Genomic DNA, 26715 nt, shown 5'->3' on the forward strand with positions numbered 1-26715 from the left:
GTGGGACGGCTCACCGAGGGCGACTGGGTGGTCGACCACGAAGTCGCCCACGGCCTGTCCGACGAACCGGTCCGCGTCCTGGTGGCCTACCGGGTCCGCGAAGGCCTCATCGACCGCGTCGAGTTCCTCGGCTGAGCCGCCTGGGCGTGCGGTGATGTGCGACGTCGCTTGACTTCCCCTGAGCCCCGCAGAGCGGCCGGGTTGGCCGAACGGACCAGGAGCCCGGCATCGCGGCCGAAGCGCCACCGTCCGCGACGCACTGCCGGCGACAGGGCCGCGATGAAGGAGGCAGCCGGCACGATCCGCTTCTCGAAGCGCGGTGGCGGCAGGCGTGTCAGCAGGTCACGGAGGCAAGACGTCTGGTCGGTGACGCAGATGATCGCCAGCGCACCCGCGTCGAGCGCGTCGCCGATGGTCGGTGCCAGCCGTGCCCCCTCGTCACCACCGAGAACACCACGCTCAAGCAGCGGGTCCGCCGGCTCACGACCGACAACCGCACGCTCGACGAGCGGCTCAAGGCCACTCGCTCCAGTCTGCGTGGCCAACACCGCCGCGTCGCCGGCCTCGAGGCCCAGCGGTCCGCGCCAGGATGACCCTCGTCTCCCGGCAGCCGAGGGGGCTCCGCCGGTCTGCCGGCGGGAGGACTGTTTCGGTCAGGTCATCGTGACGACGACCTTGCCGGCCTTCGCGCGGCCCTTCTCGACGTACTCCATCGCCTCCCCGGTCCAGTCGAAGGGGAAGACACGGTCGACCACCGGGCGGATCTTTCCGGCGTCGATGAGCGCGGTGAGTTCGCGCAGCTGGTCGCCGCCGGCCTTCATGAACAGGAACGAGTACGTCACGCCGCGGCGCCGGGCGCGGCGCCGGGTCCTGAAGCTCAGCGCGTTCATCACCAGCCGCAGGGCCGCGTTCGCGCCCAGCTCGCGGGCGAACGCGGCGTCCGGAGGGCCTGCGACGCTGATGACCGTCCCGCCGGGCTTGAGCACCCGCAGCGACTTCTCCAGCGTCTCACCGCCGAGGGTGTCCAGGACGACGTCGTAGTCGTCGAGTACGGACGCGAAGTCCTGCTTCCTGTAGTCGACGACGATGTCGGCGCCCAGCTCCTTCACCAGGTCGGCCTTGGCGGTGCTCACGGTGGTGGCCACCTGCGCGCCCAGGTGTTTGGCCAGCTGGACGGCGATGGTGCCCACCCCGCCGGCGCCGGCGTGGACGAGGACCTTCTGGCCCGGCCGCACGTGTGCCCGTTCCACCAGTGCCTGCCAGGCGGTCAGGGCGACCAGGGGAAGGGAGGCGGCCTCCGCCATGGTGAGTGCGGCCGGTTTGGGGGCGAGGTCGTCCTGGTGGACGGCGATGAGTTCGGCGAACGTGCCGATGCGGTCCTTGTCGGGCCGCGCGTAGACCTCGTCGCCCACCGTGAACCGGGTGACGGACGATCCCACCTGGACCACCACCCCGGCGAGGTCGTTGCCCAGGACGAGAGGGAGACGGTAGGGCAGGATCGCCTTGAAGGCCCCGTCGCGGAGCTTGATGTCGAGCGGGTTGACGCTCGCCGCGTGGATCCGGACCAGGACGTCGCCGGCGCCCACCCGGGGGTCGGGCATCTCACCGGCGTGGGGGCCGGCCGTGTCGCCGTACCGCTCGATCAGGAAGGCCTTCATCGTCGTCTCCGCTTCTCGTCCGGGAGGGGACGGATCTCGGGTCCATGCTGGGCTTCTCCCAGTACGAGACACTCTGTGGTGCTTGTTTCGGTCTTCCGGGGCCCCTCGCCGATGCGGCGCTCTGCGCTCACCGGCTCGGCGTCCATCGCCCTCCGTGCACCCGGAGCAGGTCGATGTGGTCCGTGCCCAGGCGCCTCAGGCTCGCCTCCACCGAGGCGACCATGTTCTTGCGGCTGTTGCCCGTTGTGGAGATGCCGGCTGCGGCGCGGCCCCGAGGGTGAACTTGGTGGCCAGGACGAAGTGGTCCCGGTCCGCGGAGACGAACTTCCCCGTCAGCTCCTCCGACTCGCCGAACTGCTAGGTGTCCGCGGTGTCCAGGAAGGTGCCGCCTGCTTCGGCGAACCGGTCGAAGATCCGGCGTGCCTTCCGGCTCGGCGCCGGCGCCCCAGCCGGTGCCGAAGTTCGCCGTGCCGAGCGCGTACTCGGACACGCGCAGACCCGTCCGGCGTCCAAAAGTCGTGTAACGCATCAGCTGTCCTTGCTCAAGATTCACCAGGGGAGGAAGGGAGGGTGCGGCGGATGCGCTTCACGCCGCGTTCGGCGAGGCGGCCAGGCCCTGCTTGACGTACCGGGTGCTCTCGTCGGCGAGGATCTCGGGCAGGCCCGTCTCGATGCCGTGCAGGGCCTGGGCGGCGACATCGGCGGGGTCGGCCTTCTGGTCGGCGGGAATCCCTGCGGCCATGTCGGTGTCCATGTATCCGACGTGCAGCGCGGAGACGGTGATGCCGTGCGGGGCCAGTTCCTCCCGGGCCGCGCCGGTCAGTGCCCATGCCGCGGCCTTCGCCGCCGCGTAGGACCCCAGGGCCGCCGGATGCAGCCACGACAGCACGGACAGGACGTTGAGCACGGCGCCGCCGCCGTTGGCCTCGATGACCGGGGCGAAAGCCCGTGTCACCGCGAGCGGGCCGAAGTAGTTCGTCTCCATCTCCAGACGCACCGCGTCCAGGCCGCCCGCGATCAGCGGCGTGGCGGTGGAGATGCCCGCGTTGTTGACCAGCAGCGTCGCGTCGGACGCGACGCGGGCAGCGGCCCGGATCGACTCCTCGTCCGTCACGTCCAGCCGCAGCGGGATGACACCCGGCAGGTCCACCGTCTCGGGGCGGCGGGCCGCCGCGTACACCTTCGCTCCGCGCTCCACGAGCTGCGCGGCCAGATGGCAGCCCAGCCCCCGATTGGCTCCGGTGACCACGGCGACCGCGTCCTTCAGTTCCATGTGCGCTCCCAGCGTCGCGGCGGCCCGACCGTTCGGGCCGCCCTCAATTAGATTACGCATCCAATCTAACCTGCGACTAGGATAGATGCCAGTCGACATCCACATGGAGGTGCCCGATGGGCCGCGTATCGCAGGCGCAGGCGCAGGAGAACCGCAAGCGGGTCGTGGAGACCGCCTCACGCCTCTTCCGCGAGCAGGGCACGCACGTCAGCGTCGCCGACCTCATGAAGGCGGCCGGATTGACCCACGGCGCCTTCTACAAGCAGTTCGCCTCCAAGGAGGCCCTCATCGACGAAGCCACCACCCACGCGTTCGAGGCGCTCACCCAGCGCCGCGATGCCGGACTCGAGCAGCAGGCTGGGCAGCGTGAGGCCGCCCGGCGAGCCCTCGTCGACATCTACCTCTCCACGGAGCACCGCGACGACGTGGCAGAGGGCTGCCCCACCGCCGCCCTGGCCGCCGACATGGCGCGCGAACCCGGCGCCCGCGACGCCCACCGCGCCTACACCGAAGGAGTGAGCGACTTCGCCGCGTGGCTCGCCACCGAGGACCAGGACGGCATCGCCCAGCTCTGCACGATGGTCGGCGCACTCGTCCTGGCACGCGCCACCAAGGGCTCCCCGCTCTCCGAGCAGATCCTCACCACCGCGCGCGCAGCCCTGACGGCAACCAGCTGATCCGCACAGCCAGGCTGGTCGGCGCGGTGCTCGAAAACGCAGCACTCGCGACCCAGGCGACGCGACCGAGAACCACCCCGAACGGACGGCACCAGCTCGTGACGCGACGCCGACGCCGCCATGTCTCGGCGCGAAACGCCCGGCCGGCCGCCGCGCGGAGGGCGGTGGCCCCGCCTCACACCCGGCGCGCACGGTCGGATGCGGGCCACACGTAGGACAGGTCGTCCGGTTCGTCCGGGAAGCGGGCCCGGTAGAAGGCCGGGTCCTTGCGGAGCAACGCGGACCGGTGGCTGCGGTGGAACTCCGCGGCTCCGAGCCACGGAGGGAGTTCTCCCGCACCCCCCAGCTCCGCCTGCGAGCGCACGGCGGGCGCCCCGGCGCGCTCCGGCAGGCCGTCCCGGAGGCTGTGCGCGCAGGTGTCCCGGCGCCCCTCGGCGGTCCAGGCCCGGCACATCTCCAGCCCGTACCGGACGAGCGCCTCCTCGTAGCCGGCCCACATCCCTACGGCCGGATGGTGGCGCCAGCCGTACCCGGGGACGGTCAGTCCACGAAGCACCTGAAGGGCCTCCACCCGCTGCTTGCCGAGCCGCCTCGGGTCCAGCACCGCGGCGGACTCAGCGAAGTCCGGGTAGGGCAGGAAGGTCTGCACCCCTCCATCGTGCCGGGCCCCTCCGGAGCGCGCGCGGCAGGGCGGCCGGGCCGACCGGCCGGGTCAGCGGCCCGGTTGGGGCTCGCCGAAGCGCTGGGCGGCCCGTCGCCGGAAACAGCCTGAGCACCTCGTACAGGTGCGGGTCGGATCCGCACGGTCCGCTGGTGGTGACCCTGACGACAACGTCGATCGGGTACCTCTTCGGTCCTCATGTCCCGCTGGCCGTGCGCCGGCTGACAGCCTTCCCTGTGCCCCTTGCCAGGGGTGCATTCACTCGTCGGGTCGGTCGCTCGTGGGCTGCTCCCGATCGCCGCTCTCCTGCCGATCGGCCTTCCGGTCGGTCCGCTGTTCGGCGACCGGCTGTCCGGCGCGGACGGTCTTCGCCTCCCGGCCGCGGCCGTCCGACGGACCGTCCGGGGTCGCGGGGCTGTCGGGAGTCCCGGGGTGGCCGGGGTCGTCGTGGTGGTGACCGGGCACTCCGCCGGAGCCGCCCTGGGGGATGTCGTCCATGGCTCCTCCTCTTCGGGTACCGCGCGCCTGCCCGGGCGGTCCTGCGCCAAACGGGCACCGCGGCAGCCCGCCGGGCCCGGGAGGCGCCGAAGCGGTCGGGGCACCTGCGCCGAACGGGCCCCTCTACCCCGGGCTGCCGGAAAGATTCGGGCGAATATGCGTGCGACCCCGGGGCAACCGGTTGCTCGACACCGACTGCGGAGGTTCCGATGGTTCCCCTTCTTCTCGTCCTGCTGCTGGCCCTGCTGCTCTTCGGCGCCGGGTTCGCACTCAAGATTCTCTGGTGGGTGGCGATTGCCGTACTCGTGCTGTGGCTGGTGGGCTTCGTGGCCCGTGGCACGCACTCCTCGGGCCGGCGCCACCGCTGGTACCGCTGGTAGGTCACATCCGCAGATCAGGCTCGGCGGGGCGCACGCGTGAAGCGAGCGCCCCGCCGCCGTGCGTGCGGCCCCGTCAGCCGACCGCCGTTCCCGCCGGACGGGAGCTGTCGTCCCGGCGGTCCTAAGCGGCCGGCCCGGTGTACTGCCTGGCCGTCCGGCACGTGTAGCAGGTGTTCCAGCGCGCCTGGCGCCAGGGCTGGTCGGGGTCGGTGGGTCGGTGCGGGGCGAGGGTCATCTCGCCGGTGTCCAGGCCGCACAGGGTGAGGGGGCCGCAGACGCCCGAGGCCTCCGCCGGGGCGGCGTGTGCGCGGCGTACCGGGCCCTGCGGGTCGGCCGGGGCGAAGTCCGCTTCCAGGAGCCGAACGTTGGTCGGGGTGTCCGGCTCCAGCACGGTGACGATGTCCATCTCCTCAACCTGGCCGCAGGGACGGTCCGTCGCACCCCGACGGTGGCATCCGGACCAGCCCGGTAGCCCGGTGGGGGGAGCGGAGGGTGCGCGCGCCCCCGGCACCCGGGTGCGGACGCCGCCCGGCCCGCGTCCGTCCCGTGGACCTGCGCCGGCTCCGGCGCCACCCACCCCGACCGGGTTCTCAGCGCGGCAGACGCGTCGGCCCCACCCACTCCCCCACCACCTCGTACCGGCCGACCGCGGTCACCGTGCCGGGCGCCAACACCGTCGGCCACCCGGCCCGCGCATCCCCCTGCCACCCCAGCCCACCGGCCCGCCGGCTGAGCCCCGATCCCTTCGCGACCCCGCACCCAGGTCGGCACGTCGGGCGCGGCCGCGTCAGCCCCGGCAGCTCAAAGCAGCCTCGGGGCGGTGCCGGCTCCGAGCCGGCGCCGCCCCGTTTCCTGACCCGACCTGTGGGAAGACGCGCGGCATGGACCAGTCCCAGGCACCGGTACTCGAAGCACTCGCGGCATTCCACGCCAACCCGCTGACCGCCTTCACCCCGCCCGGCCACAAGCAGGGCCGCGGCGCCGACCCCCGCGTACTGGAGACCCTTGGCACGGGCGTCTTCCGCGCGGACGTCCTGGCCACGGGCGGCCTGGACGACCGCCTCGATACGCGAGGCATCCTCCAGCACGCCCAGGAACTGATGGCGGAGGCCGTCGGTGCCGACCACACGTTCTTCTCCACCTGCGGCAGCTCCCTGTCGGTGAAGGCCGCGATGCTCGCCGTCGCCGGTCCCCACGAGACGCTGCTGGTGGGCCGGGACGTGCACAAGTCCGTCGTCGCCGGACTCATCGTCGCCGGGATCCGGCCGCTGTGGGTCGATCCCCAGTGGGACGCCGACCTGCACCTCGCGCACCCCCCGACCGCCGAGTCCTTCAAGGCGGTATTCGACGAACACCCTGACGCCCGCGGCGCCCTGGTGACCTCGCCCACCCCCTACGGGACATGTGCCGACCTGGAGGCGATCGCCAGGGTGTGCCATGACCGCGGCAAACCGCTGATCGTCGACGAGGCATGGGGCGCGCACCTGCCCTTCCACCCCCGGCTGCCGCGCTGGGCGATGGACGCGGGGGCGGACGTGTGCGTCACCTCCGTCCACAAGATGGGATCGGCCCTGGAGCAGAGTTCCGTCTTCCACCTGCAGGGCGACCTGATCGACCCCGCCGTCCTCAAGCAACGCGAGGACCTGCTCGGCACCACCAGTCCCTCCACCCTGATCTACGCCGCTCTCGACGGCTGGCGCCGCCAGATGGTCCAGCACGGCCGCGCCCTCTACGACCGAACCCTCGACCTCGCCGACACGACCCGCGCCCGGATCGAAGCCCTGGAGGGTCTGCACGTTCACGGCCGCGACGACTTCTGCGCACCGGGCCTCGCCGCCGACCTCGACCCGCTCCAGGTCATCGTCGACATCTCCGCACTCGGCACCACCGGCTACCGCGCCGCCGACTGGCTGCGCTCCCACCACCAGATCACCCTGCACGTCTGCGACCACCGCCGCGTCAGCGCCCAACTCACCCACGCCGACGACACCACGACCGCCGACACCCTCATCCGCGCACTGACCGAACTGGCCGAGAGCGCCCCGGATCTGCGGCCCGCACCCCGTATCCACATTCCCGCCCCCGGGGACCTGCGCCTGGAACAGGTGATGCTGCCGCGCGACGCGTTCTTCGGCCCCACCGAACAGGTGCCCGTCGAGAAGGCGTCGGGCCGAATCACCGCCGAGATGCTCACCCCCTACCCGCCGGGCATCCCCGCCGCCCTCCCGGGCGAACGCCTCAACGACGACGTGATCGACTACCTGCGCAGCGGCGTCGACGCGGGGATGCTCGTCCCCGACAGCGCCGACCCCGAACTCGCCTCCCTGCGCGTCGTGGTCGAGACCTGATCCTTGCCTGAGAGATCCCCATGCCCCCCGACACAGGCCGCACTGGACACGCCGGCCAGGACGGCTCCCGCGGGCTCGACCCGGCCGGCGTCCTGGTCCGGCAGATAACCTCCGCGCTGGCCGCCGCCGGCCACAGCGTCGCGGCGGCCGAATCCCTCACCGGCGGCCGCCTCGCGGTGGCGCTGTCGGACGCGCCCGGCTCCGGCGCGACGTTCCTCGGCGGAGTCGTCGCCTACGCCACCGACCTCAAGACCGGGCTGCTGCACGTCGATGCCGCCCTGGTCGGCGAGGTCGGAGCCGTCCACCCCGAGGTGGCCGCCCAGATGGCCCAGGGCGTGCGCGCCCTCACTCAGGCCACCTACGGCCTGGCCACCACCGGCGTCGCCGGCCCCGCCCCGCAGGACGGCCAACCGGTGGGCACGGTCTTCGTGGCCGTCGCCGCCCCGCACGCCACGATCGCCACCCAGCCCGAGCCGCGCTCCGGGCACCGCGACGACATCCAGAACGACGCAGTCCTCGCCGCCCTGCAGCTCCTCCACGACCTGCTGCGACCCGACTGATCAGCACGGACACAGTTCGGGAGCACAGGCGTGGCGCAGTCGGGGAAGAGTCTGCTCTCCTCGTCCCGGACGTGGGCGGCGGCCTCGTCCGTGAGCTGCTGAAGAAGCGTGCTCATCCGCGGATGGCCGTTGCGCGCCCTCTCCGGCTGCTTGACGAGCTTCTCCTCTGGGGAGCGGCCCTCGATCTCCGCCTCGGCGAGGGCTGTCTTCCCCCTTGGCCGGGGGGACGGACCGGCCGCTCACCCTCGGCCCGTGGAGCGCTTCCCGCCGTGCCCGGACCGTGCCCGACCGTGCTCGGACCGGCGGGCGTGTCTCACCCGAGCGGAGGCGCGTCAGCCAGCGAGAAGCCCGCGGCGGGCGGCCACGCGGGCCGGGAGAGGATCGTCGTCAAGGGAATGCACAGGTACAGGGCCTCCCACAGACGTCGGCAGGCCCGACCGAGCGCCTCGCCCGCCAGCGCTGATTCCACACGCCGCAGATACGCGACCGCATCCTCCACCGTCGCCACCTCCACGACACACCGCGCCCTGCCGGACCGGTCGCGCAGCGCGTTCTCGACAGCCACGGCCAGGTGCTGGCGGTCCGGCGTCTGCGACGGCCGACCGACTGCGGACCGCAGACGACGCGCCACCTCCGCGGCCGCATCGCCGGACCGCCGATCGAAGAGCGGCACCCCGTGGTCGAGGACGGCCGCGGCCAGGACCAGGAGGCCTTCGTCGACCCGTAGCGCCGCTTGCCGCCCCCCATTTCCGGGCTCCCCGCCGTCCGGGCGGCCGGGGGAATCGGTTCGCTGTGCCGTTGCGTACTCCATAACCGCAGGCTGCTGCCGAGTCACACGCCGTGGCCAGCCCAGCGCACCCGTCCAGGTGAGCCGTGCCCCGGACGTCGAAGGGGCCGCGGCGCCGTCTCGCCCGAGCAGGCCTCCTCGCCCACCCGAGGCGCCGCTCGGCACCCCTACCGCCCGCGAGGTCACGGTGGCCCTGGCGCGTCTCCCTCCGACGCACTCGACCACGGGACACGCGGCGCCCGCTACGCCCTGGTGGGGACGCTCGGCCTGGATCCCGTGCCCCGATCACCGCCGCCGCCCGCCGCCGGCACGGGCTCCTCGTCTGGTCCGCCTGACCATCTCCGGGGCGGGCCTCCGGGCTACCGTCCGGCCGTCTTCGGTGCCTCCAACTCGGTGTGGTGGACGGTGAAGCCACCCCGCAGGACCGGGGCGAACGGCGCCGGCGCCATACAGGTGCCGACCACCGGCTGGTACGGCTTCCCGTCGGCCCCCATGTCCATGTTCGCCACGCCCCAGGAGAACCCGAGCCGACCGTCGCCGTGCCCGGTGCCCTGGTAGACGCTCAGGCCTATCCGCTCGCCGGTGTTGCCCACGTCCGACCTGGTGACGACGGCCGTCAGCGTGGCGACCGGGCCGCCGGTGCTCAGGCAGTCCACCTCCGCCTCGGCGCTGTAGACCTCCCCGGTGGCGGCCTTCCGGTGGGAGTAGCGGATGGTGCCCCGGGCGTCGGTGGGCAGCCCCTCGGACGCCTGGGTACCCGGCAGGGGGCGGGTGTACGGCTCCGCCCAGGCATCGAGGGTGAACCGGATCTCGTCGTCCGGAGTGATCGCGTACCAGATCCGGGCCGTACCACTGACGCTCGCAGGACGACCGGGCCGCCCGTCCTGCGGCACGGACGGGCCCGCAGCGGGGCCGGTGGTACCGGTGGCCGACGCCGGAGCGATCCCCGCGAGCCCGGCAAGGGCCAGCCCGGCAGCGGCGGCACCCCGGACGACACGGGCGCTGACGCGGGCACGGCTACGAATACGGAACATGGTGGGCTTCCCTCCTCCAGGCGGCCCCGTCGGCCGCCGTCCTGATGCCCCTAATCCTCGCCTCCCCACCCCCTCCCGCACATGTGCCGATCGGCATGAACGGGGCCGCCCTCCCGGGGTGTTGCACCCTGCCGATCGGCACGGTGCAACGCGCCGGGAGAGGCCCCGGCCACCTCAGCCCCCCCGATGCCCGATCACGCCCCCGCCCGCTCAACGGCCCCGCAGGGATTCCTCCGTCGGCTCGTCGCAGTCGAAGCCGTGGACGCCGTGCGGCGTCGACCAGCCGCCCCTCCGGTGGCGAGCGCACCGGACATTGGTGATCCGGTCAGCTCGGGCCCGGCGGGCCCCGAGGAGGGCTGTCGCACAACCGGAGGTGAGGAAATCCACCACGGGAGGCCGTGGCCTGCTAGAGTGGCTCTTAGTTGCAGTAGTGGTTCCCATGAACTTTGTGTGCGCCTGCTGATGTATCGCAGGCGCATTTTTGTTTCCCGGCTCTTCCCCGGGTGGGTGCTCATCGCGGCGACTCGAAGCACGCACGGTGCGTGCTTCGGACAGCCCCTTGAAGGAGATTTCTTTATGGCTAATGGCACTGTGAAGTGGTTCAACGCGGAAAAGGGCTTCGGCTTCATCGAGCAGGAGGGTGGCGGCCCCGACGTCTTCGCCCACTACTCGAACATCAACGCCAACGGCTTCCGCGAGCTGCTCGAGGGCCAGAAGGTCGAGTTCGACGTCACGCAGGGCCAGAAGGGCCCGCAGGCCGAGAACATTCGTCCGCTGTAGTTTCTGCCACGGCACCCGCCTGGTAGCGAGGGGCCCGCACCGCGTATCTGATGCCCGGTGCGGGCCCCTCGGCATTGCGCCACACGCGCATCCCCGGCCGTTCAGGCCCCTGGCTCCGCCACCGGCGGCCATCCCCACGCGAGACGCCCAGCGCCGCGTCCGGATCGGCGCCCTGCCGTGACAGCTCACGGTTCGAGGTTCTTCGCTCCCGCCCCTTCGCGGTGAGCGCCGACCGTAGGTGACGTGCCGCACGGTTCTACCGTCCACGCTCCGCCCGTCACTCTTTCGGCCCGTTCCCTTGCGGTCTCCGCCGGCGCCTCCGCGCCACGGAGCCTTCCTCGTGACGTGCCGCCCTGAGGAAGGTCTCCCAGATGAACCGCTCCAGTCGCTCCTCATACCAGAACGCCAACTCCCGCTCCTCCACGGGCTCCCGCTCCGGCGGCAGCTCCTTCTACGGCGACCGGCCCGCCGGCGGCCGGTACTCCTCCGGCGGCCGGGGCTCCCGTCAGGGCTCGTCCCCGCAGGGCGAGTTCGCGATGCCGGTCAGCACCACCCCGGCGCTGCCGGCCGTCGAAGCGTTCGACGAGCTGGACATGCCGAAGGCCCTGCTGTCGGTACTCACCCGCCAGGGCGTCACCGCGCCGTTCCCGATCCAGGCCGCGACGCTCCCGAACTCGCTGGCCGGCCGCGACGTCCTCGGACGAGGCCGCACCGGCTCCGGCAAGACCATCGCCTTCGGCCTCGCCGTCCTGGCCCGCACCGCCGGGCGCAAAGCCGAGCCGCGCCGCCCGCTGGCCCTGGTCCTGGTCCCCACCCGCGAACTCGCCCAGCAGGTCACCGATGCCCTCACCCCCTACGCCCACGCGGTGCGCCTGCGGATGGCGACCGTGGTCGGCGGGATGTCGATCGGCCGCCAGGCCCAGACACTGAACCGCGGCGCCGAGGTCGTGGTAGCCACCCCCGGGCGGCTCAAGGACCTGATCCAGCGCGGTGACTGCCAGCTCGACGGGGTCGGCATCACCGTGCTCGACGAGGCCGACCAGATGGCCGACATGGGCTTCCTGCCGCAGGTCACCGAGCTCCTTGAGCAGGTCGCCGAGGGCTGCCAGACGATGCTCTTCTCCGCCACCCTGGACCGCAACGTCGACCGCCTGGTACGCCGCTTCCTCAAGGACCCGGTCACCCACTCGGTGGACCCGTCCGCCGGAGCGGTCAGCACCATGGAGCACCACGTGCTGCACGTCCAGAGCTTCGACAAGAACGCCACGATCGCCCACATCGCCTCGCGTGACGGCGGGGTGATCATGTTCATCGACACCAAGCACGGCGCCGACCGCCTGGTCGACGAGCTGCTCGCCAACGGCGTGAAGGCCGCCGCCCTGCACGGCGGCAAGTCCCAGCCCCAGCGCACCCGCACCCTGGAGCAGTTCCGCACCGGCCAGGTCACCGCCCTGATCGCGACCAACGTCGCCGCCCGGGGCATCCACGTCGACGGCCTGGACCTGGTCGTCAACCTGGACCCGCCGAACGACCACAAGGACTACCTCCACCGGGGCGGGCGCACCGCCCGGGCCGGCGAGTCCGGCACCGTCGTGACGCTGGTGCTTCCCAACCAGCGCCGCGAGATGGCCCGGATGATGACGACGGCCGCCATCACCCCCGTCACCACCCGGGTCACCGCCGGCGACGAGGAACTGTCCCGCATCACCGGCGCCCGCGTGCCCACCGGCATCCCCACCGTGATCGCCGACCCCGTCGCCGAACGCCCCCGCCGCAGCGCGTCCACCAGCCGTGGCCGCCGCGGCCGCCCCGCAGGCGGCTCCGGCGACACCCGGTCTGCCGCGGGCCGCGACAACCGGGGCACCTCCGGCCGCCGCCGCGCGCCCGGGCGCGTGGCCCTCGCCGCGTAGCACCCGCCGGGCCCGGTGCTCACAGCGCACCGGGCCCACGCGGTTCGCCGCCCCGGCGACACCGGCTTCCCGCGACGCCCCGCACGCGCGAGCCGCCGACAGCGCCCCGCCCCGGCGGACCCGCCGGGCGAGAGACGGCGAGGACGGCCGCTGCGCCGGTCAGGACCGGCCTCGGGCGCCGATGTACGGCAGAGGTCGCCTGCTCCCGGCGGCCGGAGGCGACGGCCTGGGACGCTCACGAGTGCGCGACGAAGTCCCACCGGGGCTCCGCGGCCTCCGGGCCGCCCGTGGCACCCGGCCACCGGCGACCTTCTCCCCGCCGGGCGCTGCTCCGCGGCGGTTCGACCTCACGCGAACCCGGGCACGCCCTCCTGGGTGAAGGCCGCCGCAGGGTCCGGGCCCACGAGCAGGACCTGGTCCACGCCGGTACGGCGCAGCAGAGCCGCGACGGGTGCGGTCGGACGCAGCAGGTGAAGCTCCGACCCCGCTTCGCGGGCGCGCAGGTGGGCGCGGATGAGGGCATTGAGGCCGCCGGAGTCGCAGAACGCGACCCGGGACATGTCGACCACCAGCTTCCCGGGAACGGCCGGCGTGTCCAGGACGCTCTCCACGGCGGCGCTCAGCAGTGGACCGGTGGTCTGGTCGAGGTCGCCCGCCGCGTCGAGCACCACGTCGCCCGCGCCCGGTCTCAGGGAGACATCGAGGGCAGGAGGTCGACTCTCCTCGGAGACGGTCACCGTTCACTCCTTGCGGCCCCGATCCCGGCGGCCCGGGGTGCGCCCGCGAAGCGGGAAACTGACCTGACGGCCCGCGTGCGGGGGCACACCACACCGTAGCGGCCGGGGGGCCGGCGGACCACCCGCGTGGGCGAACCGCCTACTGGCGGGTCCCGGGGCCGGGCGGCCTGCGGTGAGCGCTTGTCGCCCACCGCGGGCCGGTCTCGTCGGCCGGGCGGGGCAGACGGTCAGGTATCGGCGTCGGGGGCCTGGCCCTGCTGGGAGCGGCGGAGCTCGTCGTTGATGCGCAGGGCTTCTTCGAGCTGGTCTTCGAGGATGACGATGCGGCAGGCTGCGTCGATGGCGGTGCCCTGGTCGACGAGGTCACGCGCGCGCATCGCGATGCGCAGCTGGTAGCGGGAGTAGCGTCGGTGGCCGCCTTCGGAGCGCAGGGGGGTGATGAGGCCCTGGTCGCCGAGGGAGCGTAGGAAGCCGGGTGTGGTACCGGTCATCTCGGCGGCGCGGCCCATGGTGTAGGCGGGGTAGTCGTCGTCGTCGAGACGGTCGGGGGTGTCGGGGGTATGCGGTCGGATGGTTGCCGTGGTCACTGCACCTCTTCTTGTTGTGTCCGGGGACGCGCTGAGGGGCCCCGGGGCCATTGCGGCTCCCGGGGCCCCGAAGGGTTTTACACCATCTTCCGGCCCTATGGCCGGGTTCCTTGAGTCCGCCTCGCCCCGGGTGAGGGGGCGTGCGGGGATCGCGTATGCGTGACCGGAAACCACCGTCCTTGCCTCGGGGTCCTCGGATTCCGCCCGGTTCATTGCCTCACGGGCCGGGCGATCCTGATGGCGCTACGTCCCTCCGTTCATCCTCTGCACTACCCGGGTTCTGTCCCTGCGAACTGCGGTTACTGCTGTACTGCCAACTACTGCTGCGGCGGTCCTGATGGTCCGCCCGGTCCGGCAGCCAGCCCCGTCGCCCGTCGTGCTCACCTGCTCGGCTTGGAACCCCACTGCCCGGACCTCCCAGCACGCGCGCCCGCAGTCCTGGCGCCTTTACTGAGATACCGCGTCCTGCGACTGCTGGTACTGCCCAACTCAACTTCACCTTCGGGTCATGCACTTACTTGGCCATGCACGTGCTGAACTGCGGTAACGCTGGGTGGCGGCCCCTGATACCTGCGGGCCGCCCGGAGCGGCCACCGGTCCTGTTGCCTTACTGCACATCCCTGGCTTCAGGACCCTGCAACCGCGCCGACCTGCGAACTTGCGTACTGCTGCCCGCCAGTTCGTGTCTGGCGGGTCCTGCTCGACCGCGTCTACGAGAGAAACAGTAACCACGGCGCCAGGCAATGTCTACTTCAGCGGGCATAGATTTTCCGGTTCGTACCGAGGAGGCAGTCTTCTCCCTGCGCGAGGGCCTGGCTCGGCGGCCCGCGCCCGGAGCCCATACCGGCCGGGGCCGGTGGAGGCCCGCACCGGGCGCGACCGCTCCCTCCAGGCGTCACTCTGTCGGAGACATCGGTCGTTGTCATCGGATGGATGACATGCTACAACGGTGTCAGGTGAAGCGCATTGGCACTTGGTTGCCCGGACCACTGGAGGTGTTTCGCGATGTTGATGCGCACCGACCCCTTCCGCGAGCTGGACCGTCTGACCCAGCAGCTCGTCACCCAGAGCGGAACCTGGAGCAGGCCCGCCCCGATGCCGCTGGACGCCTACCGGGCCGGCGACGAGTACGTGATCGCGTTCGACCTTCCCGGGGTGGACCCGGCGGCGATCGACATCGACGTGGAGCGGAACATGCTGACCGTCAAGGCGGAGCGGCGCCCGCGCCCGGAGGTCGAGGGCGCGCGCATGGAGCTCTCGGAGCGGCCGCTGGGCGTGTTCTCCCGCCAGGTGATGCTCTCCGACACCCTCGACCCGGACGGGATCAGCGCCGACTACGACGCGGGCGTGCTGACCCTGCGCATCCCGGTCGCGGAGAAGGCCAAGCCCCGCAAGATCTCCGTCACCGCCCAGGGTCCGGCCCCCAGGCAGATCCGCGCCTGACCTCCTGAGCCTGCCGCCCCGGTCACCCGGATCCTGCGCCCCACCGGCCTGGGACGGGCCTGACCGGCGGATCCCGACCTCACCGCCACCGGGCCCGCGAACGGCAGCAACCCGCGCCCGGGCCCAACCGCCCACCCACGCATCCGGAGAGGCAACCACGATGACTCTTCGACCCGAGGCGTTCCTGGCCCAGGTCCGAGAACGCGGCGAGTACCCCACACCCCGCGAGGCCGATCAGGCCGCCCGCGTGGTCCTGGCCCTGCTCGGTGCCCACGTCGCCGGCCGCGACCGGGCCGAGCTGGCGGCCCGGCTCCCGGAGACCTTCGCCCTGGTCCTCCTCAACCCCCTGCAGGCCGCCCAGCCCCTGGACGCGGAACGGTTCGTACGGGCCACCGCCGCCTGGATCCCCGGAGCGAGCGAGGCGACCGCCGCCTGGGACGTCAGCGCCGTCCTCAGCGTCGTCGCCGACGCCGCGGGCGACGACCTCACCCACCGCCTCCTGCTCCAACTCCCCCCGGGTTACGACCTCCTCTTCGGCCGCCCCGACCCCGCAGCAGGGCCACCGCGGCCACGACCGGGCACACCCGCCCCGACCGCGACCGCATCCTCGGCCGCCACCAGAACAGCCCGAGGGCCGAACGCGCCCTGACCACGGCCAGGGCGTCCTCGGCGCACGACTCGTCGGCGAGGAGCGGTGCGACCTCGCCGACGCCCTCCCCGTCGAGGCCTGCACCGCGACGACCGGCGAACTCCCCCTCCCCCGGCCACTGGTGGCCCTCGTCGTCAGCGCTCCCGTTCGGCAACGCGCCACCGGCCACCGCGGCCTGACACCCCACACCATCACCGCGCCGCGCTGAAGCCGACCATCCAACACCGGCCATGGCCGTGCCCCGGGCTCGCTGGCCCGGGGCACGGCCATGGCCGGCCCTGGTGTCACTGGTCGGAGTAGCTGAGGTCTCCCACCGTCCAACTGCTGATGTCGGCGATGGCGATGCGGTACATGCCGCCGGTGTGCGGCAGCCCGTAGCTGCCCTGAAGGATGCGGGCGACGTGCAGGTGCAGATGCGTCGGCCGCACCGCCGGCACCGCCGTGCCTTCGCCGGCCGCGTCACCAGCGCCGGCCGCGGGCGCCGCGAAGAGTGCGGCGAACGGCTTGAGGTGCTCCGAGCCGGCGAGGACTTCCGCCACTCGCTCGTTCCACAGGCTCTGCGGCGCGAGCCGGCCGGTGATGACCGCCCCAGGCACGACGACGGTCAGGGGCATTTGGTTGCTGTGCTCGGACTCCACCATCGCGGCGATGTCGACGAGCAGCCCATCAGGGTTCGACATGCCACCAGAGGATAGTGCCCGCCGCAGCGCGGCCGCGCGGGCACCCCCGGCCCGCCGTCCGCCGGCACCTCCACCGGGCGCGCCGGGTGCAGGGAGATTCCACTGCCTGTGATCGAAGCATGGAAAAATGTGGTGCAGCCAGCGCAGATATCGGCGGCGGCCTGGCGCCTCCGCCGGACTACGGAGGGAGAAGCATGATCCTCAACTTGTCGGCCGTCGTGTTCTTCGGCGCGGTCCTCGCCGTGCTGATCCGTCAGCGCCGCGCGACCCCGGCCGCCGCGTGCGTCGCCGTCGCTTTCGGGTTCCTGCTCGCCTCCAGCTCGGCCGCGCCCGCCGTTCACGGCGCCCTGGCCGCCGCGCTCACCGCACTCGCGCCCGCCGGCTGAACAGGCCGCTCAACCCGGTACCCCGCAGCTCCGGGTCGCCGCGCGGCCGGTAGCCTCCCGCCCTGTCCGAGATGTCCCAGGCCCCGGAGAGGGCCTACGCCCCTGAGGGGCGCGAAGGAGGGTGGAAATGCAGCAGCCCGCACCGACCGTGGACGGTTCCGTCCTGAGCGGAATCGTGGAGGCGGTCCGCGACGGCGACGACCGGGTCCTGCGCCGACTGCTGGCGCGCCTGGCCGAGCAGGCGACCGCCGCCGACCTCTACGCCCTGCGAGACGCCCTCGACCCGAGCTCCGACGACCCCGTCCCCGGCCGGACGCGGCCGCAATAAGGTCCGACATCCAGACACGGAAACCTGTGCTGGTGAGAGTAGACATTGCACGGCAGTCTGTGTAGTGTTCCTGGCGTTGGGAGAGCAGGACAGCAGAACGGGCAGACACGAACTGCCCGGGCAGTACCGCAGTTCGCAGTACCAGCAGTACCAGCGGTGATGCAGGAGGCGTGCAGGTCGTCAGTACGCGGGACCCGGTCATGACAGAAGGGGTTCGCGGCGGAAGGCGGGTGACCTGCCAGGCGTCACGGGCCCGGTTGTGCGTGGGGCCCGCGGCGGTGGCGGTCGCGCACGCGCAGGACGCAACATCCAGCAGTTCGCAGTACCGGCAGTACGCACGATGTACACCAGAGGAGAAGGGAAGGGTTCACCCCGTCGGATCGCCCGCCACGGCACGCAATCGGAGCCAGGCGGTCACCGCAGTAGCCATCGTCATGGAACGTCATGGAAGAGGTGGTCTTCGGTCACGCATACGCGATCCCCGCGCAATGCCCCTCCCCCGGGCAACGCGGACACCGCAAGCCGGCCCGACAGTCGGCAGCAGTAGTGCAGTAGATGGAGCAGTGAATCCACATATCCCTGGGCCCCGGCGCACACAGCGCCGGGGCCCTCGACCCGTTTACGGGAAGGCAGGTGCTGGCGGAACGCGCCACCCTCGCCAACGGCCGGAGCACGGCGAACCACATATGCGCCGAGACTTCTCGGCTTCACGTCCCAGGCTGTACGAACGACTATCCCGATCGGCGGCGACCCGCCCGGCACGACACACCCGCTCCCCCGAGGACGGCCACCCCGCCGCCTCCTCTGTCGCTCCTCCTCACGCCGGTCAGCGGTCTCCCGGGTGGCAGCGGGCTGTGCGGCCGGCGCTCGTTTCCTCCCGTCGACCTCGTCCTGGAGGTGCGCCGGGCCCTCGGCCTTCCGGTAGGCGCCCGTCACCCTGACTTCCCGGGTCCCGGGCGCTTCCGGGGGTTGCAGGGTCAGCGGTGGGGTTCGGAGCGGGCCAGGCGGGCGGTGGCCGTCTTGAAGACCGGTTGCTTCGACGAGGGGTCGAGGCGGGTGGCGATGAGCTCGTTCGCGGCACGGTCCCGGCGCGGCGGACTGTCGGCGTGGTCGGGGCCGTGGTCCCAGTAGCCGTAGTGGAACGGCAGGAAGAGCAGCCCCTCGCGGATCCCGGTGATCCGGACCCGGGCGGTGACGGAGCCACGGGCGGTGGTCAGGACCGCCCGGTCCCCGTCGGTGAGGCCGTGTCGGCAGGCGTCGGCCCGGGAGCATTCGACCCATACCTCGGGCGCGGCGCGCTGGAGTTCGGGAACACGGCCGGTCTTGGTGCGGGTGTGGAAGTGGTAGATGGTGCGGCCGGTGGTCAGCCACAGCGGGTAGGCGTCGTCGGGCGGTTCCGGGGGCGGCTCGTAGTCGGCAGCCCGGAGGAGTGCTTTGCCGTTCGGGTTCAGGGCCCGGTACTGGGCCTCGGTCGCGGGCTCGCCGGTGTCGAGGTCGCGGCCGTAGGTCTCACAGGTCTCCGGATGGGCCCAGAAGCGGCCCTCGGCGTAGAGCCTCGGCGTGCCGAAGGGGAGAGCGGGTGTCGCGGGCCACTGGGTGCCGCCGTGTTCGCGCAGCAGTTGGTAGCTGAGCCCGGTGTAGTCGCAGGGGCGCCCCTTGCTGCACTGCTGCCATGCGGCGAACGCCGACGGGGCGTCCTGCCAGGTGATCAGTGGACGGCCGGTGCGGGTGCGCAGATCCATTCGGTGGGCGAAGCCGAGGAAGATGTCGAGGTCGGACCTGGCGAGGCCCGGTGGGTCGACGGCCTTCTCCGAGAGGTGGACGGTGCGGTCGGCGTTGGTGAAGGTGCCGGTCTTCTCGCCCCAGGTCGCGGCCGGCAGGACCACGTCGGCGAACTCGCCGGTCTCGGTGGGGAAGATGTCCTGCACGACGACGAACAGGTCGGGCCGGGCGAGGATCCGGCGGATCCTGGTGAGGTCGGGCAGGGACACCGCGGGGTTGGTGGCGCTGATCCACAGGAACTTCAGGGCGCCGGTCTCGGCGAGGCGGAACATCTCCAGCGCATGGGTGGGCGGGCCGCCGTGATCCAGCACCGCTGGGTCGATGCTCCACAGCTCGGCGAGTTCGGCGACGTGGCGCGGATTCGCCCAGTTGCGGAAACCCGGCAGGTCGCCGTTGGCACCGCACTCGCGGGTGTTCTGGGCGGTGGGCTGGCCGTTCATCTGAAGGACGCCGGCGCCGGGGCGTCCGAGTTGTCCGCGCAGCAGGTGCAGGTTGTTGACCTGGACGGCGCTTGCCGTGGCCTGGTGCGATTGGTAGACGCCCTGGAGCACGGTGGAGACGAGCCGGTCGGTGCCCGCGATCAGCTCGGCGGCGCGGCGGATCTCGCCCGCGGGCAGTCCGCAGATGCCGGCCGCCCATTCGGGGGTGCAGCGAGCCACCCGGGCGGCGAGTTCCGGGTAGCCGACCGTGTGCTCCCGCACGTAGGCGTGGTCGACGCGGCCGGTGGCGATGACCTCGTTCAACAGGGCGTTCAGGAGGGCGAGGTTGGTGCCGGGGCGCGGCGCCAGGTGGATCGTGGCTTCCCGGGCGGTCGGTGTGGGGCGGGGGTCGAGAACGAGCAGTGCCGGCGGGTCCGCTCCGTGGAGCCGGTCGAGGACGCGCATCCACAGCACGGGCTGGCACTCGGCGACGTTGTGGCCCCACAGGGCGATCACCTCGGCGTGGTCGATGTCCTGGTAGGAGCCGGGTTGGCCGTCGCAGCCGAAGGACTCCTTGAGGGCCTCGCCCGCCGTGGCGGTGCACAGGCGGGTGTTGCCGTCCAGGTGGTTGGTGCCGATCCCGGCGCGGGCGAGGACGGTCAGCGTGTAGTACTCCTCCAGGAACAGCTGGCCCGAGGTGTAGAAGCCGACCGCGTCCGGCCCGTGGTCCTTCAGCACGGACCGGCAGCGCCCGGCGACGGTGTCCAGGGCGGTGTCCCAGTCCGTAGCGACGAGTCGGCCGCCGCGGCGGACCTGCGGCGCGGTGAGCCGGTCGGGTGAGGCGTTGGCCTGCCACCCGAACAGGTCCTTGATGTCGAGGCGGCCGTGGTTGACCCGGTCCCCGGCCCGGCCGCGGACACCGACGATCCTCCCGTCACGGACCGCGATGTCCATGGCGTCGCCGTTGGAGTGCAGAAGCGACGCGGAAGGCACCCAGCGCTGCACGTCGGCCTCGCTGAGCCCCGGGGCCAGGTGGAGGTCGACCCGGGCGGGCCACGGCGTGCCGGGTGCGTACGGGGTGCGGGGCCCCCAGAGATCGGCGGTCCGGTCCACGGTCGTGCTCCTTCCATCACCGGCCCCGGCGGTCGGGAGGCAACTTCTGCGCGGTGGCACCGGGGCCCTCAGGGGGCGCGGGCGGCGGTCGGTCAGTGGCCGAGAGCGCTGGCGAGCTCCTTCTTGGTCATCTTCGAGCGGCCGTGGATGTTGCGCTGCTTGGCCTCGTCGTACAGCTGTTCCTTCGTCGGCCCCTGGGAGCCGGAGTGCGAACGCTGGCCGCCGCGCCGGGAGGAGGAGGTGTCGTGGGTGGAGGAGCGACTGGCCGTCTTCGACTCGCCGTGCCGGGCCCGTTCCTTGTTCACGGTCCGGGCCGCGATCTCCTCGGCCCGCTTCTTGCCCTCCCCGCGGTCCAGGGCACTGTCCTTGATGTGCTCGTACTGGCGTTCACGCTTCTTGCTCGATCCGGCAGGCATGACTCCTCCTTCTGACGGTGCTCCGCAGCGGCGTCTACCCCGAACGTAAGGGCCGACTCGCGGGCCCGCCCGTGCCCGTCCCGGCGGTGCGCCGTGCCGCGCTGCCCCCGCGCCGGGCCCGGCCACGTGCCGGGGCCCGGCTCCGGCCTCGGGGGCCGGGCCCAGGGACCTGGCCGCGGTCGGCCTCCGTTCGGGTGAGGTGGCGTCGCCGTCGCCCACCGCACGCGCCCGCCGGGGAACGACTGCCCGGTGGCCGGGACCAGCCCGGCCCGGACGGAACGAACGAGAGGGGGCGTTTCATGGGACACGGCGGAAACGTGATCGACGAACTGATGGCCGACCACCGGGAGGTGGAGGAGATGTTCGCCCGGATCCAGGCGATGACGGGCGGCGGCCAGCAGCTGCGGGACGTGGTCGACGAGGTCACCATCGAGCTGGTGCGGCACTCCGTCGCCGAGGAGCAGTACCTCTACCCGGCGGTGCGCGAGCACGTCCAGGGCGGCGACCGGCTCGCGGACAAGGAGATCGCCGACCACGGCCGGGTCGAGGAACTCCTCAAGAAGCTGGAGAACACGAAGACGGACGACCCGCAGATGAGCCCCCTGCTCCGGCGGCTCATGGGCGAGGTCGCGGCACACGTCCAGGACGAGGAGCACAACCTCTTCCCCATGCTGCGCCAAGCGTGTACGCCGGAGCAGCTGAACGACCTCGGTGACAAGATCCGCCGGGCCAAGTCCATGGCGCCGACCCGCCCCCACCCCGCCGCACCCGACAGCCCCGCGGCCAGCAAGCTGCTCGCTCCCGGTGTCGGCCTGGTCGACCGGGCCCGCGACTTCGTCACCGGCCGCGGCAAGTCCTGATCCACCCCCGCGACCGGCCGACGGTCCTGGCGTCGGGGCGGGGCCGTCGCACGGCCCGCCCTGCCCCGACGCCAGGATCGGGCCGGCGTGATGCCCGTCATGCCGCCCCCGCAAGGAAGCGGCCTACACTGGGCGGCCACGAGCTGGGCAGCGCGGCTCCGTACCGGACGGCTCGCACCACCGGCACCGGACCAGGCGAGCGCCTCCCCGAGGGACCGATCCCCGTGCCCGACCTGTCACCCGTCATAGCCTCCTGCACCCGCTGGCTCCTGAACGCCTACCCTCCCCCGGCCGGCGCCTTCAGCCGCGCACTCGCCGAGAGCCAGGCCCGGCAGGCGACCGCCCTGGCAGCCGCCCTGTGCTACCCCACCCCGATGGACGTCCAGCTCCTGGACCTGCTCGGCCCCGGCGGCGCCGACCGGCTCGACCGGCTCGCCGGCCACGACCCCCGTCCAGACGACGCCGCGTGGCGGACCTGGGTGGACGAGACCGTGGTCAGCTGGGCCGCCTGCTTCCTCGCCGACCCCGCCCTCGCCTCGCACGCCCACCAGACCCTCGCCACGACCGAGCACCACACCGGGGCGGGAGCCCTGCGACGCCTCACCGAGCCCGGCATCCGCGACACCGAGGCCGCCGTCCTGCTGCGCCACCCCGACCTCCTGGAGCCCGTCGCCGCCCTGCACCGGAGCCGGCTCGGGGAGCGGCTGGACGTCGAGGGCGCCCCGACGGCGTGATGCCGCCGGCCGACCGAGCGTCCGACATCGGGGCCACCTGGAGCTGGCAGACCGCTGGAGGCCACTGGCGCTGACCGCCGCCGGGGCGCGCCGGTGGGACACGGGCGCGCCCCGGCGGCAGTCGCGGGCCGCAGGCGCCTCCCGGCCGGGTCGGGCCTGTTGGCTGGCCGGGTCAGGCGTGCTGGTCGCTCGCCGGCGTGGCCCGGGGGCCGCCTGCATCGGGGGCGAGCAGTGACCAGTCAGGTCGGGCGAGCTGGTGGCGCAGGGTGTCGAGCCGGGCCAGGTGGGAGTCGAGGGCGGTGGTGACGGCGACCGTGGTGGCGGCCACTCGTGCTTCGAGGTCGTGAATCCGGTCCAGGAGCTCCTGCCAGCGCTCCTCGGCGGCGACGGGATCAGGCGCGGCGTTGGTCGCTGTCATCGCGGAGCTGGGTGGTGTGGTGGGTGAGGGCGTCGAGGCGGGTGGCGAGGTCGTCCTGGCCGGCGCCGAGGTGGGGGCGGACGGCGGCGAGGGGCTCGATGAGGTCGGCGGGGTCGGTGGCGCCGAGGGCGGCGGTCAGGGCGGCCTGGGCGGGACGAGCGCCGGGGCCGAGCGCGGTCGTGGTGATCTGGGCGGCGAGGACCCGCAGCTCGGCGGCGTTGTCACGGGCCCAGGCGGTGACGGTGCGGTCGGCGGCTCGGCGGTCACGGACGGCCTTGACGCGTTCCGCGCCGGTACCGGCCCGCGTCGTGCGGCCTGCGGCGGGCTTGAGGCGCAGGTAGCGGTTCTCGGCCGCCTGGCGGCTGGCGACGCCCATGGGGTGGGCGAGGTCGGCCCAGGTGGCACCGGCCTCCCGGGCGGTCCGCACCAGTCCGGCCTCCCAGCCGGCGAGCTCGGTGCGCAGCTCCCGCAGCAGGACGAGTGCGGCCAGAGCGGGCTCGGGGCCGTCCTGCGCGTCAAGGGCGCCCGGGGGCTGTGTACCGGGGTCGCGGGCGGTGCGGACGGCGTCGTCGATGGCGGCCAGCGCCGCCGCGGCCGCCAGGAACGAGGCGGGTTCGACCGGCCGGGGGCCGTCGGGGGCGGGTCTGCGGGGCTTGTCGTTCATGCAGTCACTCTATAGGCGACGCGGCGACTTGTCATCGGATGGATGACGCGCTACAACGGTCTCAGACGAAGCGCACTGGCACCCGTTCGATCTGTGGAGGTGTTTCGCGATGCTGCTGCGCACTGACCCGTTCCGCGAGCTGGACCGGCTGACCCAGCAGTTCCTGGGCAACACGGGAACCTGGTCGCGGCCGGCATCGATGCCGTTGGACGCCTACCGGGCCGGGGACGAGTACGTGATCTGCTTCGACCTGCCCGGGGTGGCCCCGGAAGCCATCGACATCGACGTCGAACGGAACATGGTGACCGTCAAGGCCGAGCGTCGCCCCCGCCGCGAGAGCGAGGGCGTGAAGTGGGAGCTGTCCGAGCGCCCGCTCGGGGTGTTCTCCCGCCAGGTCATGCTGTCCGACACCCTCGACCCCGCCGGGATCACCGCCGACTACGACGCCGGCGTGCTGACCCTGAAGATCCCGGTCACCGAGAGAGCCAAGCCCCGCAAGGTCGCGATCAGCCACAGCGGAAGCCGCACGCAGATCCAGGCCTGACCCGCCCCGATGCCGTTCCGCGCCGCCCCCGATCTCTCCCCCCTCGATCGAGGGGGCGGCCGGAACACCCCCGACCGCAGGCCGGCCCGCCCGGACCGGCCTGCCCGCAGCGACGCGAAAACGCCATGAACAGCCGGAGCAGCGAACCCTTCATCGTGCGGGCGGACGGCGAGGTCGACCTCGACACCGCCCCGGCCCTGCGCCATGCCCTGGCCACCGCGCTCGAGTCGCACCGGGAGGTGGTCCTCGACCTGTCGGAGGTGACGTTCATGGACTGCGCGGGCCTGGGCGCCCTCGTCCAGGCTTGCAACCAGGCCGACCGCAACGGCAGGCGCCTGATCGTGCGCGGAGCCGGGCGTTGCGTCATCCGCCTGCTGAAGCTCACCGGTCTGCACCGGCGCCTGGCCGTGCCGCCCTGACCGGACACCGGCTTTTGGGGTGAAGGAAGAATCGCGGTGACTCTTCCCTGGGAGGCGTTCCTGGCGGAATCCGGGAACGCGGTGATGACGCCACCCCCAGGAGGCCGAACGGGCCGCCCGGATCGTCCTGACCCTCCTCGGCGCCCACCCGGCCGGTCAGGTGGTATGGCTGCCGCGGGTGAGCATGGCGGCGAGGAGGCGGGCGGCGGCCTCGGCGTCGGCGAGTTCGTCGCCGGTGGGGAGGACGGCGCCGAAGCTGCGGTTGCCGGGGGCGTCCAGGGCGCGCCAGTGAAGGACCGGTGCGAGGTGGCTGCTGGCGTCGGCGAGGAACCAGGCGAGGTGGCCATGGGTGCGGGCGATGGTCAGTGCCAGGGCCGCGAGAGCTTCGCGCAGTGCGGCGAGCCGCTCGATCCTCGACAGCGCCTGGTGGGTGTCGGCGGGGCCGATGGCGGCATCGAGGGCTGCGGCGGTCTTGCGGGCCAGAGCGGAGTCGGTCGCGGTGAGTTCCCAGGTCCCGTCGGTGAGCTGGAGTTCCGCCTCGTGGATGACGCGCTCGACCGCCATGACCATGCTCATGACGGGAAGTGTATCGGCAGGGCCCAGCGCGCCGGTCGGCGGTGTCAGCGGGGACGGGTTAAGCGTGCGGGCAGGTGGGCCGGCCTGATCCGACCGGTCCTTCGAGCGGCCGGGCCGCCTCCCCGACGATCTCCCTCCGGGGGACGTCGGTTCTGTCCGTGTGCACCGGCGCCTCCCCCGGACCAGGTCACGCCCGTCAGATCGACGATCGGCCCGGAGGGGCGGTCCGCGAACGCCTTGGCGAGGGCGTCGTCGAGCATGCCCCGACCGTCCTGTGCCCGGCGGAGCCGCGGCGTGACCGAGCCGCCCAGGTTTCAGAACGCCTCACGCAAGGCCGGCAGCAGGGTGCCCTCGGCCCAGTCGAGGAACGCGGGCTGGCTGTCGCCGCCGACCTGTATGAGGGCCACCTCGTCGAACCCGGCGTCGACGAACGGCCGCACCGCCTCGACGAAGTCGTCGACCCGGTCACCGCACGGAATGGATTCGGCGACGTCCTCGGGGCGGACGAAGCGGCTCGCGGCGGCGAACCCCGCCGTCCCGGGCAGCTCGGCGTTGACCTTCCAACCGCCGCCGAACCAGCGGAACTGCTCGTGGGCCCGCCGGACAGCGGTGTCCCGGTCGGTGTCCCAGCACACCGGAAGCTGACCCACGGCCGGCTTTCCGGCGCCGCCGTGCTCGGCGAACCCGGTGATCAGCGCCTGGTCCGGCTCCACGGCGATCACCAGATCGGCCAGCCGGCCGGCAAGCTCGCAGGAGTCCGGCCCTGATACCGCCACCCCGATCGGCGGCGGCCGGTCGGGCAGATCCCACAGCCTGGCACCCTCGACGTCGAAGTACCGGCCCCGCCGGGTGACGTACCCGCCGTCGAACAGTGCCCGGATGATCTGTACCGCCTCGTCGAGCATCGCCTGGCGCACCGGTACCGCCGGCCAGCCCCGGCCGATCACGTGCTCGTTGAGGTTCTCGCCGCTGCCCAGCCCGAGCCGGAAGCGGCCCTCGGACAGCAACTGCAGCGTGGCGGCCTTCTGCGCCACCACCACGGGGTGGTAGCGGAACGTCGGGCACGTCACGTAGGTCATGAGCGGGATCCGGGAGGTGGCCTGCGCGGCGGCACCGAGCACCGCCCACGCGTACGGGGCGTGACCCTGCTCGTCCAGCCAGGGGAAGGAGTGGTCCGAGATCACCGAGAAGTCGAACCCGCCCTGCTCGGCGCGCACCACGTCCGCGACCAGGTCACGCGGGCCGCGCTGCTCGGTCATCATCGTGTATCCGATTCTCACCATGACCCCGCGCCTGCCCGATCACCGTCACCCTCACACCGAGCCGCCCCGTCCCATCCGGGCCCCCGGATGCCGGCAGCGGCAGCGGCCACCTGCCGGCGCCCGCCCGACGCG

At 72.7% G+C, this 26715-nt stretch carries 29 protein-coding genes and 1 pseudogene; 14 read left to right on the forward strand and 16 right to left on the reverse strand.

Features of this window, described 5'->3' with window-relative positions; translation table 11 throughout:
* Positions 1-653 precede the first annotated feature (653 nt).
* Together ABZ495_RS29335 and ABZ495_RS29340 are read right to left on the reverse strand one after the other, a co-directional pair.
* Positions 654-1658 carry an NADP-dependent oxidoreductase gene (locus ABZ495_RS29335; RefSeq protein WP_359838893.1) on the reverse strand — a complete coding sequence of 335 codons (1005 nt, stop codon included), beginning with the start codon at positions 1656-1658 and terminating at the stop codon, positions 654-656.
* Positions 1659-2244: 586 nt separating this feature from the next.
* Positions 2245-2931 carry an SDR family oxidoreductase gene (locus ABZ495_RS29340; protein ID WP_359838895.1) on the reverse strand — a complete coding sequence of 229 codons (687 nt, stop codon included), beginning with the start codon at positions 2929-2931 and terminating at the stop codon, positions 2245-2247.
* Positions 2932-3047: 116 nt separating this feature from the next.
* On the opposite strand from ABZ495_RS29340, the gene ABZ495_RS29345 reads away from it, so the two are divergent.
* Entirely contained in the window at positions 3048-3608 is a 561-nt protein-coding gene (locus tag ABZ495_RS29345; protein ID WP_359838897.1) for a DUF6262 family protein, read from the forward strand.
* Between the two features lie 175 nt (positions 3609-3783).
* Here the strand turns inward: ABZ495_RS29345 and ABZ495_RS29350 are convergent, their stop codons facing one another.
* Both ABZ495_RS29350 and ABZ495_RS29355 read right to left on the reverse strand, forming a co-directional pair.
* Positions 3784-4257, reverse strand: a complete 474-nt coding sequence (locus tag ABZ495_RS29350; protein ID WP_359838898.1) for an MSMEG_6728 family protein — start codon at positions 4255-4257, stop codon at positions 3784-3786.
* 270 nt (positions 4258-4527) lie between these two features.
* Positions 4528-4767, reverse strand: a complete 240-nt coding sequence (locus tag ABZ495_RS29355; RefSeq protein ID WP_359838900.1) for a hypothetical protein — start codon at positions 4765-4767, stop codon at positions 4528-4530.
* 209 nt (positions 4768-4976) lie between these two features.
* On the opposite strand from ABZ495_RS29355, the gene ABZ495_RS29360 reads away from it, so the two are divergent.
* A complete protein-coding gene (locus ABZ495_RS29360; protein ID WP_329485246.1) occupies positions 4977-5147 on the forward strand; it encodes a hydrophobic protein in 171 nt (56 codons plus the stop codon).
* 121 nt (positions 5148-5268) lie between these two features.
* Here the strand turns inward: ABZ495_RS29360 and ABZ495_RS29365 are convergent, their stop codons facing one another.
* Positions 5269-5553, reverse strand: a complete 285-nt coding sequence (locus ABZ495_RS29365) for a hypothetical protein (protein WP_359838902.1) — start codon at positions 5551-5553, stop codon at positions 5269-5271.
* 475 nt (positions 5554-6028) lie between these two features.
* Here ABZ495_RS29365 and ABZ495_RS29370 point away from each other — a divergent pair, with 475 nt between their 5' ends.
* Together ABZ495_RS29370 and ABZ495_RS29375 are read left to right on the forward strand one after the other, a co-directional pair.
* Positions 6029-7495, forward strand: coding sequence for an ornithine decarboxylase (locus ABZ495_RS29370; protein ID WP_359812200.1), 1467 nt, complete (start codon positions 6029-6031; stop codon positions 7493-7495).
* 20 nt (positions 7496-7515) lie between these two features.
* Positions 7516-8055 (forward strand): CinA family protein, encoded by a 540-nt coding sequence (locus ABZ495_RS29375; RefSeq protein ID WP_359838904.1) that lies wholly within the window; start codon positions 7516-7518, stop codon positions 8053-8055.
* A 313-nt stretch (positions 8056-8368) separates the two neighbouring features.
* On the opposite strand, the gene ABZ495_RS29380 is transcribed toward ABZ495_RS29375, so the two are convergent.
* Entirely contained in the window at positions 8369-8866 is a 498-nt protein-coding gene (locus ABZ495_RS29380) for a hypothetical protein (protein WP_359838906.1), read from the reverse strand.
* Between the two features lie 335 nt (positions 8867-9201).
* A complete protein-coding gene (locus tag ABZ495_RS29385; RefSeq protein WP_359838908.1) occupies positions 9202-9876 on the reverse strand; it encodes a hypothetical protein in 675 nt (224 codons plus the stop codon).
* Positions 9877-10452: 576 nt separating this feature from the next.
* Here ABZ495_RS29385 and ABZ495_RS29390 point away from each other — a divergent pair.
* Together ABZ495_RS29390 and ABZ495_RS29395 are read left to right on the forward strand one after the other, a co-directional pair.
* Complete coding sequence (locus ABZ495_RS29390; protein WP_030918248.1) at positions 10453-10656, forward strand: cold-shock protein; 204 nt, start codon at positions 10453-10455, stop codon at positions 10654-10656.
* A 371-nt stretch (positions 10657-11027) separates the two neighbouring features.
* Complete coding sequence (locus ABZ495_RS29395) at positions 11028-12566, forward strand: DEAD/DEAH box helicase (protein WP_359838910.1); 1539 nt, start codon at positions 11028-11030, stop codon at positions 12564-12566.
* Between the two features lie 347 nt (positions 12567-12913).
* On the opposite strand, the gene ABZ495_RS29400 is transcribed toward ABZ495_RS29395, so the two are convergent.
* Both ABZ495_RS29400 and ABZ495_RS29405 read right to left on the reverse strand, forming a co-directional pair.
* Positions 12914-13303, reverse strand: a complete 390-nt coding sequence (locus ABZ495_RS29400; protein WP_359838912.1) for an STAS domain-containing protein — start codon at positions 13301-13303, stop codon at positions 12914-12916.
* A 227-nt stretch (positions 13304-13530) separates the two neighbouring features.
* Positions 13531-13812 (reverse strand): MerR family transcriptional regulator, encoded by a 282-nt coding sequence (locus ABZ495_RS29405; RefSeq protein ID WP_329492399.1) that lies wholly within the window; start codon positions 13810-13812, stop codon positions 13531-13533.
* 1083 nt (positions 13813-14895) lie between these two features.
* Between ABZ495_RS29405 and ABZ495_RS29410 the strand changes: the two genes are divergently transcribed.
* Both ABZ495_RS29410 and ABZ495_RS29415 read left to right on the forward strand, forming a co-directional pair.
* On the forward strand, positions 14896-15333 hold the full coding sequence (locus ABZ495_RS29410; RefSeq protein ID WP_359838914.1) for an Hsp20/alpha crystallin family protein: 438 nt from the start codon (positions 14896-14898) through the stop codon (positions 15331-15333).
* A gap of 160 nt (positions 15334-15493) precedes the next feature.
* Positions 15494-15877, forward strand: a pseudogene (locus ABZ495_RS29415) (DUF2267 domain-containing protein); the annotation flags it as partial.
* Between the two features lie 389 nt (positions 15878-16266).
* On the opposite strand, the gene ABZ495_RS29420 reads toward ABZ495_RS29415, so the two are convergent.
* The gene (locus ABZ495_RS29420) at positions 16267-16662 is read right to left on the reverse strand and encodes a hypothetical protein (RefSeq protein ID WP_329491749.1); all 396 of its coding nucleotides are present in this window, start codon (positions 16660-16662) and stop codon (positions 16267-16269) included.
* A gap of 194 nt (positions 16663-16856) precedes the next feature.
* Here ABZ495_RS29420 and ABZ495_RS29425 point away from each other — a divergent pair, with 194 nt between their 5' ends.
* Positions 16857-17048, forward strand: a complete 192-nt coding sequence (locus ABZ495_RS29425; protein WP_329491748.1) for a hypothetical protein — start codon at positions 16857-16859, stop codon at positions 17046-17048.
* 127 nt (positions 17049-17175) lie between these two features.
* Positions 17176-17376 carry a hypothetical protein gene (locus ABZ495_RS29430; RefSeq protein ID WP_329491747.1) on the forward strand — a complete coding sequence of 67 codons (201 nt, stop codon included), beginning with the start codon at positions 17176-17178 and terminating at the stop codon, positions 17374-17376.
* A gap of 977 nt (positions 17377-18353) precedes the next feature.
* Here ABZ495_RS29430 and ABZ495_RS29435 read toward each other — a convergent pair.
* The gene (locus ABZ495_RS29435) at positions 18354-20690 is read right to left on the reverse strand and encodes a molybdopterin-dependent oxidoreductase (RefSeq protein ID WP_359838915.1); all 2337 of its coding nucleotides are present in this window, start codon (positions 20688-20690) and stop codon (positions 18354-18356) included.
* 92 nt (positions 20691-20782) lie between these two features.
* A complete protein-coding gene (locus tag ABZ495_RS29440) occupies positions 20783-21106 on the reverse strand; it encodes a plasmid stabilization protein (RefSeq protein WP_359838917.1) in 324 nt (107 codons plus the stop codon).
* Positions 21107-21405: 299 nt separating this feature from the next.
* Between ABZ495_RS29440 and ABZ495_RS29445 the strand changes: the two genes are divergently transcribed.
* Together ABZ495_RS29445 and ABZ495_RS29450 are read left to right on the forward strand one after the other, a co-directional pair.
* Positions 21406-21966 (forward strand): hemerythrin domain-containing protein, encoded by a 561-nt coding sequence (locus ABZ495_RS29445; protein WP_359838919.1) that lies wholly within the window; start codon positions 21406-21408, stop codon positions 21964-21966.
* Between the two features lie 224 nt (positions 21967-22190).
* Positions 22191-22700: a hypothetical protein gene (locus ABZ495_RS29450; RefSeq protein ID WP_359838921.1), complete on the forward strand. Its 510-nt coding sequence runs from the start codon at positions 22191-22193 to the stop codon at positions 22698-22700.
* A gap of 172 nt (positions 22701-22872) precedes the next feature.
* On the opposite strand, the gene ABZ495_RS29455 is transcribed toward ABZ495_RS29450, so the two are convergent.
* Both ABZ495_RS29455 and ABZ495_RS29460 read right to left on the reverse strand, forming a co-directional pair.
* Positions 22873-23118 (reverse strand): hypothetical protein, encoded by a 246-nt coding sequence (locus ABZ495_RS29455; protein WP_359838923.1) that lies wholly within the window; start codon positions 23116-23118, stop codon positions 22873-22875.
* Positions 23093-23782: a hypothetical protein gene (locus ABZ495_RS29460; RefSeq protein ID WP_359838925.1), complete on the reverse strand. Its 690-nt coding sequence runs from the start codon at positions 23780-23782 to the stop codon at positions 23093-23095. The genes ABZ495_RS29455 and ABZ495_RS29460 overlap by 26 nt, the downstream gene beginning before the upstream one ends.
* Positions 23783-23891: 109 nt before the next feature.
* Between ABZ495_RS29460 and ABZ495_RS29465 the strand changes: the two genes are divergently transcribed.
* Both ABZ495_RS29465 and ABZ495_RS29470 read left to right on the forward strand, forming a co-directional pair.
* The gene (locus ABZ495_RS29465) at positions 23892-24326 is read left to right on the forward strand and encodes an Hsp20/alpha crystallin family protein (protein ID WP_359809608.1); all 435 of its coding nucleotides are present in this window, start codon (positions 23892-23894) and stop codon (positions 24324-24326) included.
* Between the two features lie 125 nt (positions 24327-24451).
* Positions 24452-24745, forward strand: a complete 294-nt coding sequence (locus tag ABZ495_RS29470) for an STAS domain-containing protein (RefSeq protein WP_359838927.1) — start codon at positions 24452-24454, stop codon at positions 24743-24745.
* A gap of 156 nt (positions 24746-24901) precedes the next feature.
* On the opposite strand, the gene ABZ495_RS29475 is transcribed toward ABZ495_RS29470, so the two are convergent.
* Positions 24902-25321, reverse strand: a complete 420-nt coding sequence (locus ABZ495_RS29475) for a hypothetical protein (RefSeq protein ID WP_359809604.1) — start codon at positions 25319-25321, stop codon at positions 24902-24904.
* 314 nt (positions 25322-25635) lie between these two features.
* Complete coding sequence (locus tag ABZ495_RS29480; protein WP_359809602.1) at positions 25636-26604, reverse strand: LLM class F420-dependent oxidoreductase; 969 nt, start codon at positions 26602-26604, stop codon at positions 25636-25638.
* Positions 26605-26715 lie beyond the last annotated feature (111 nt).

It is taken from the genome of Kitasatospora sp. NPDC005748, from assembly GCF_040630735.1.
Taxonomy (GTDB): domain Bacteria; phylum Actinomycetota; class Actinomycetes; order Streptomycetales; family Streptomycetaceae; genus Kitasatospora.

Coding starts and splice junctions, on each gene's coding strand:
- ABZ495_RS29335 (WP_359838893.1), bottom strand. CDS start 1,658: ATGAAGGCCTTCCTGATCGAGCGGTACGGCGACACGGCCGGCCCCCAC.
- ABZ495_RS29475 (WP_359809604.1), bottom strand. CDS start 25,321: ATGAGCATGGTCATGGCGGTCGAGCGCGTCATCCACGAGGCGGAACTC.
- ABZ495_RS29420 (WP_329491749.1), bottom strand. CDS start 16,662: ATGTCGAACCCTGATGGGCTGCTCGTCGACATCGCCGCGATGGTGGAG.
- ABZ495_RS29470 (WP_359838927.1), top strand. CDS start 24,452: ATGAACAGCCGGAGCAGCGAACCCTTCATCGTGCGGGCGGACGGCGAG.
- ABZ495_RS29460 (WP_359838925.1), bottom strand. CDS start 23,782: ATGAACGACAAGCCCCGCAGACCCGCCCCCGACGGCCCCCGGCCGGTC.
- ABZ495_RS29395 (WP_359838910.1), top strand. CDS start 11,028: ATGAACCGCTCCAGTCGCTCCTCATACCAGAACGCCAACTCCCGCTCC.
- ABZ495_RS29340 (WP_359838895.1), bottom strand. CDS start 2,931: ATGGAACTGAAGGACGCGGTCGCCGTGGTCACCGGAGCCAATCGGGGG.
- ABZ495_RS29445 (WP_359838919.1), top strand. CDS start 21,406: ATGGGACACGGCGGAAACGTGATCGACGAACTGATGGCCGACCACCGG.
- ABZ495_RS29430 (WP_329491747.1), top strand. CDS start 17,176: ATGCAGCAGCCCGCACCGACCGTGGACGGTTCCGTCCTGAGCGGAATC.
- ABZ495_RS29385 (WP_359838908.1), bottom strand. CDS start 9,876: ATGTTCCGTATTCGTAGCCGTGCCCGCGTCAGCGCCCGTGTCGTCCGG.
- ABZ495_RS29365 (WP_359838902.1), bottom strand. CDS start 5,553: ATGGACATCGTCACCGTGCTGGAGCCGGACACCCCGACCAACGTTCGG.
- ABZ495_RS29355 (WP_359838900.1), bottom strand. CDS start 4,767: ATGGACGACATCCCCCAGGGCGGCTCCGGCGGAGTGCCCGGTCACCAC.
- ABZ495_RS29380 (WP_359838906.1), bottom strand. CDS start 8,866: ATGGAGTACGCAACGGCACAGCGAACCGATTCCCCCGGCCGCCCGGAC.
- ABZ495_RS29465 (WP_359809608.1), top strand. CDS start 23,892: ATGCTGCTGCGCACTGACCCGTTCCGCGAGCTGGACCGGCTGACCCAG.
- ABZ495_RS29410 (WP_359838914.1), top strand. CDS start 14,896: ATGTTGATGCGCACCGACCCCTTCCGCGAGCTGGACCGTCTGACCCAG.
- ABZ495_RS29405 (WP_329492399.1), bottom strand. CDS start 13,812: ATGGGCCGCGCCGCCGAGATGACCGGTACCACACCCGGCTTCCTACGC.
- ABZ495_RS29480 (WP_359809602.1), bottom strand. CDS start 26,604: ATGGTGAGAATCGGATACACGATGATGACCGAGCAGCGCGGCCCGCGT.
- ABZ495_RS29345 (WP_359838897.1), top strand. CDS start 3,048: ATGGGCCGCGTATCGCAGGCGCAGGCGCAGGAGAACCGCAAGCGGGTC.
- ABZ495_RS29440 (WP_359838917.1), bottom strand. CDS start 21,106: ATGCCTGCCGGATCGAGCAAGAAGCGTGAACGCCAGTACGAGCACATC.
- ABZ495_RS29425 (WP_329491748.1), top strand. CDS start 16,857: ATGATCCTCAACTTGTCGGCCGTCGTGTTCTTCGGCGCGGTCCTCGCC.
- ABZ495_RS29375 (WP_359838904.1), top strand. CDS start 7,516: ATGCCCCCCGACACAGGCCGCACTGGACACGCCGGCCAGGACGGCTCC.
- ABZ495_RS29390 (WP_030918248.1), top strand. CDS start 10,453: ATGGCTAATGGCACTGTGAAGTGGTTCAACGCGGAAAAGGGCTTCGGC.
- ABZ495_RS29455 (WP_359838923.1), bottom strand. CDS start 23,118: ATGACAGCGACCAACGCCGCGCCTGATCCCGTCGCCGCCGAGGAGCGC.
- ABZ495_RS29360 (WP_329485246.1), top strand. CDS start 4,977: ATGGTTCCCCTTCTTCTCGTCCTGCTGCTGGCCCTGCTGCTCTTCGGC.
- ABZ495_RS29370 (WP_359812200.1), top strand. CDS start 6,029: ATGGACCAGTCCCAGGCACCGGTACTCGAAGCACTCGCGGCATTCCAC.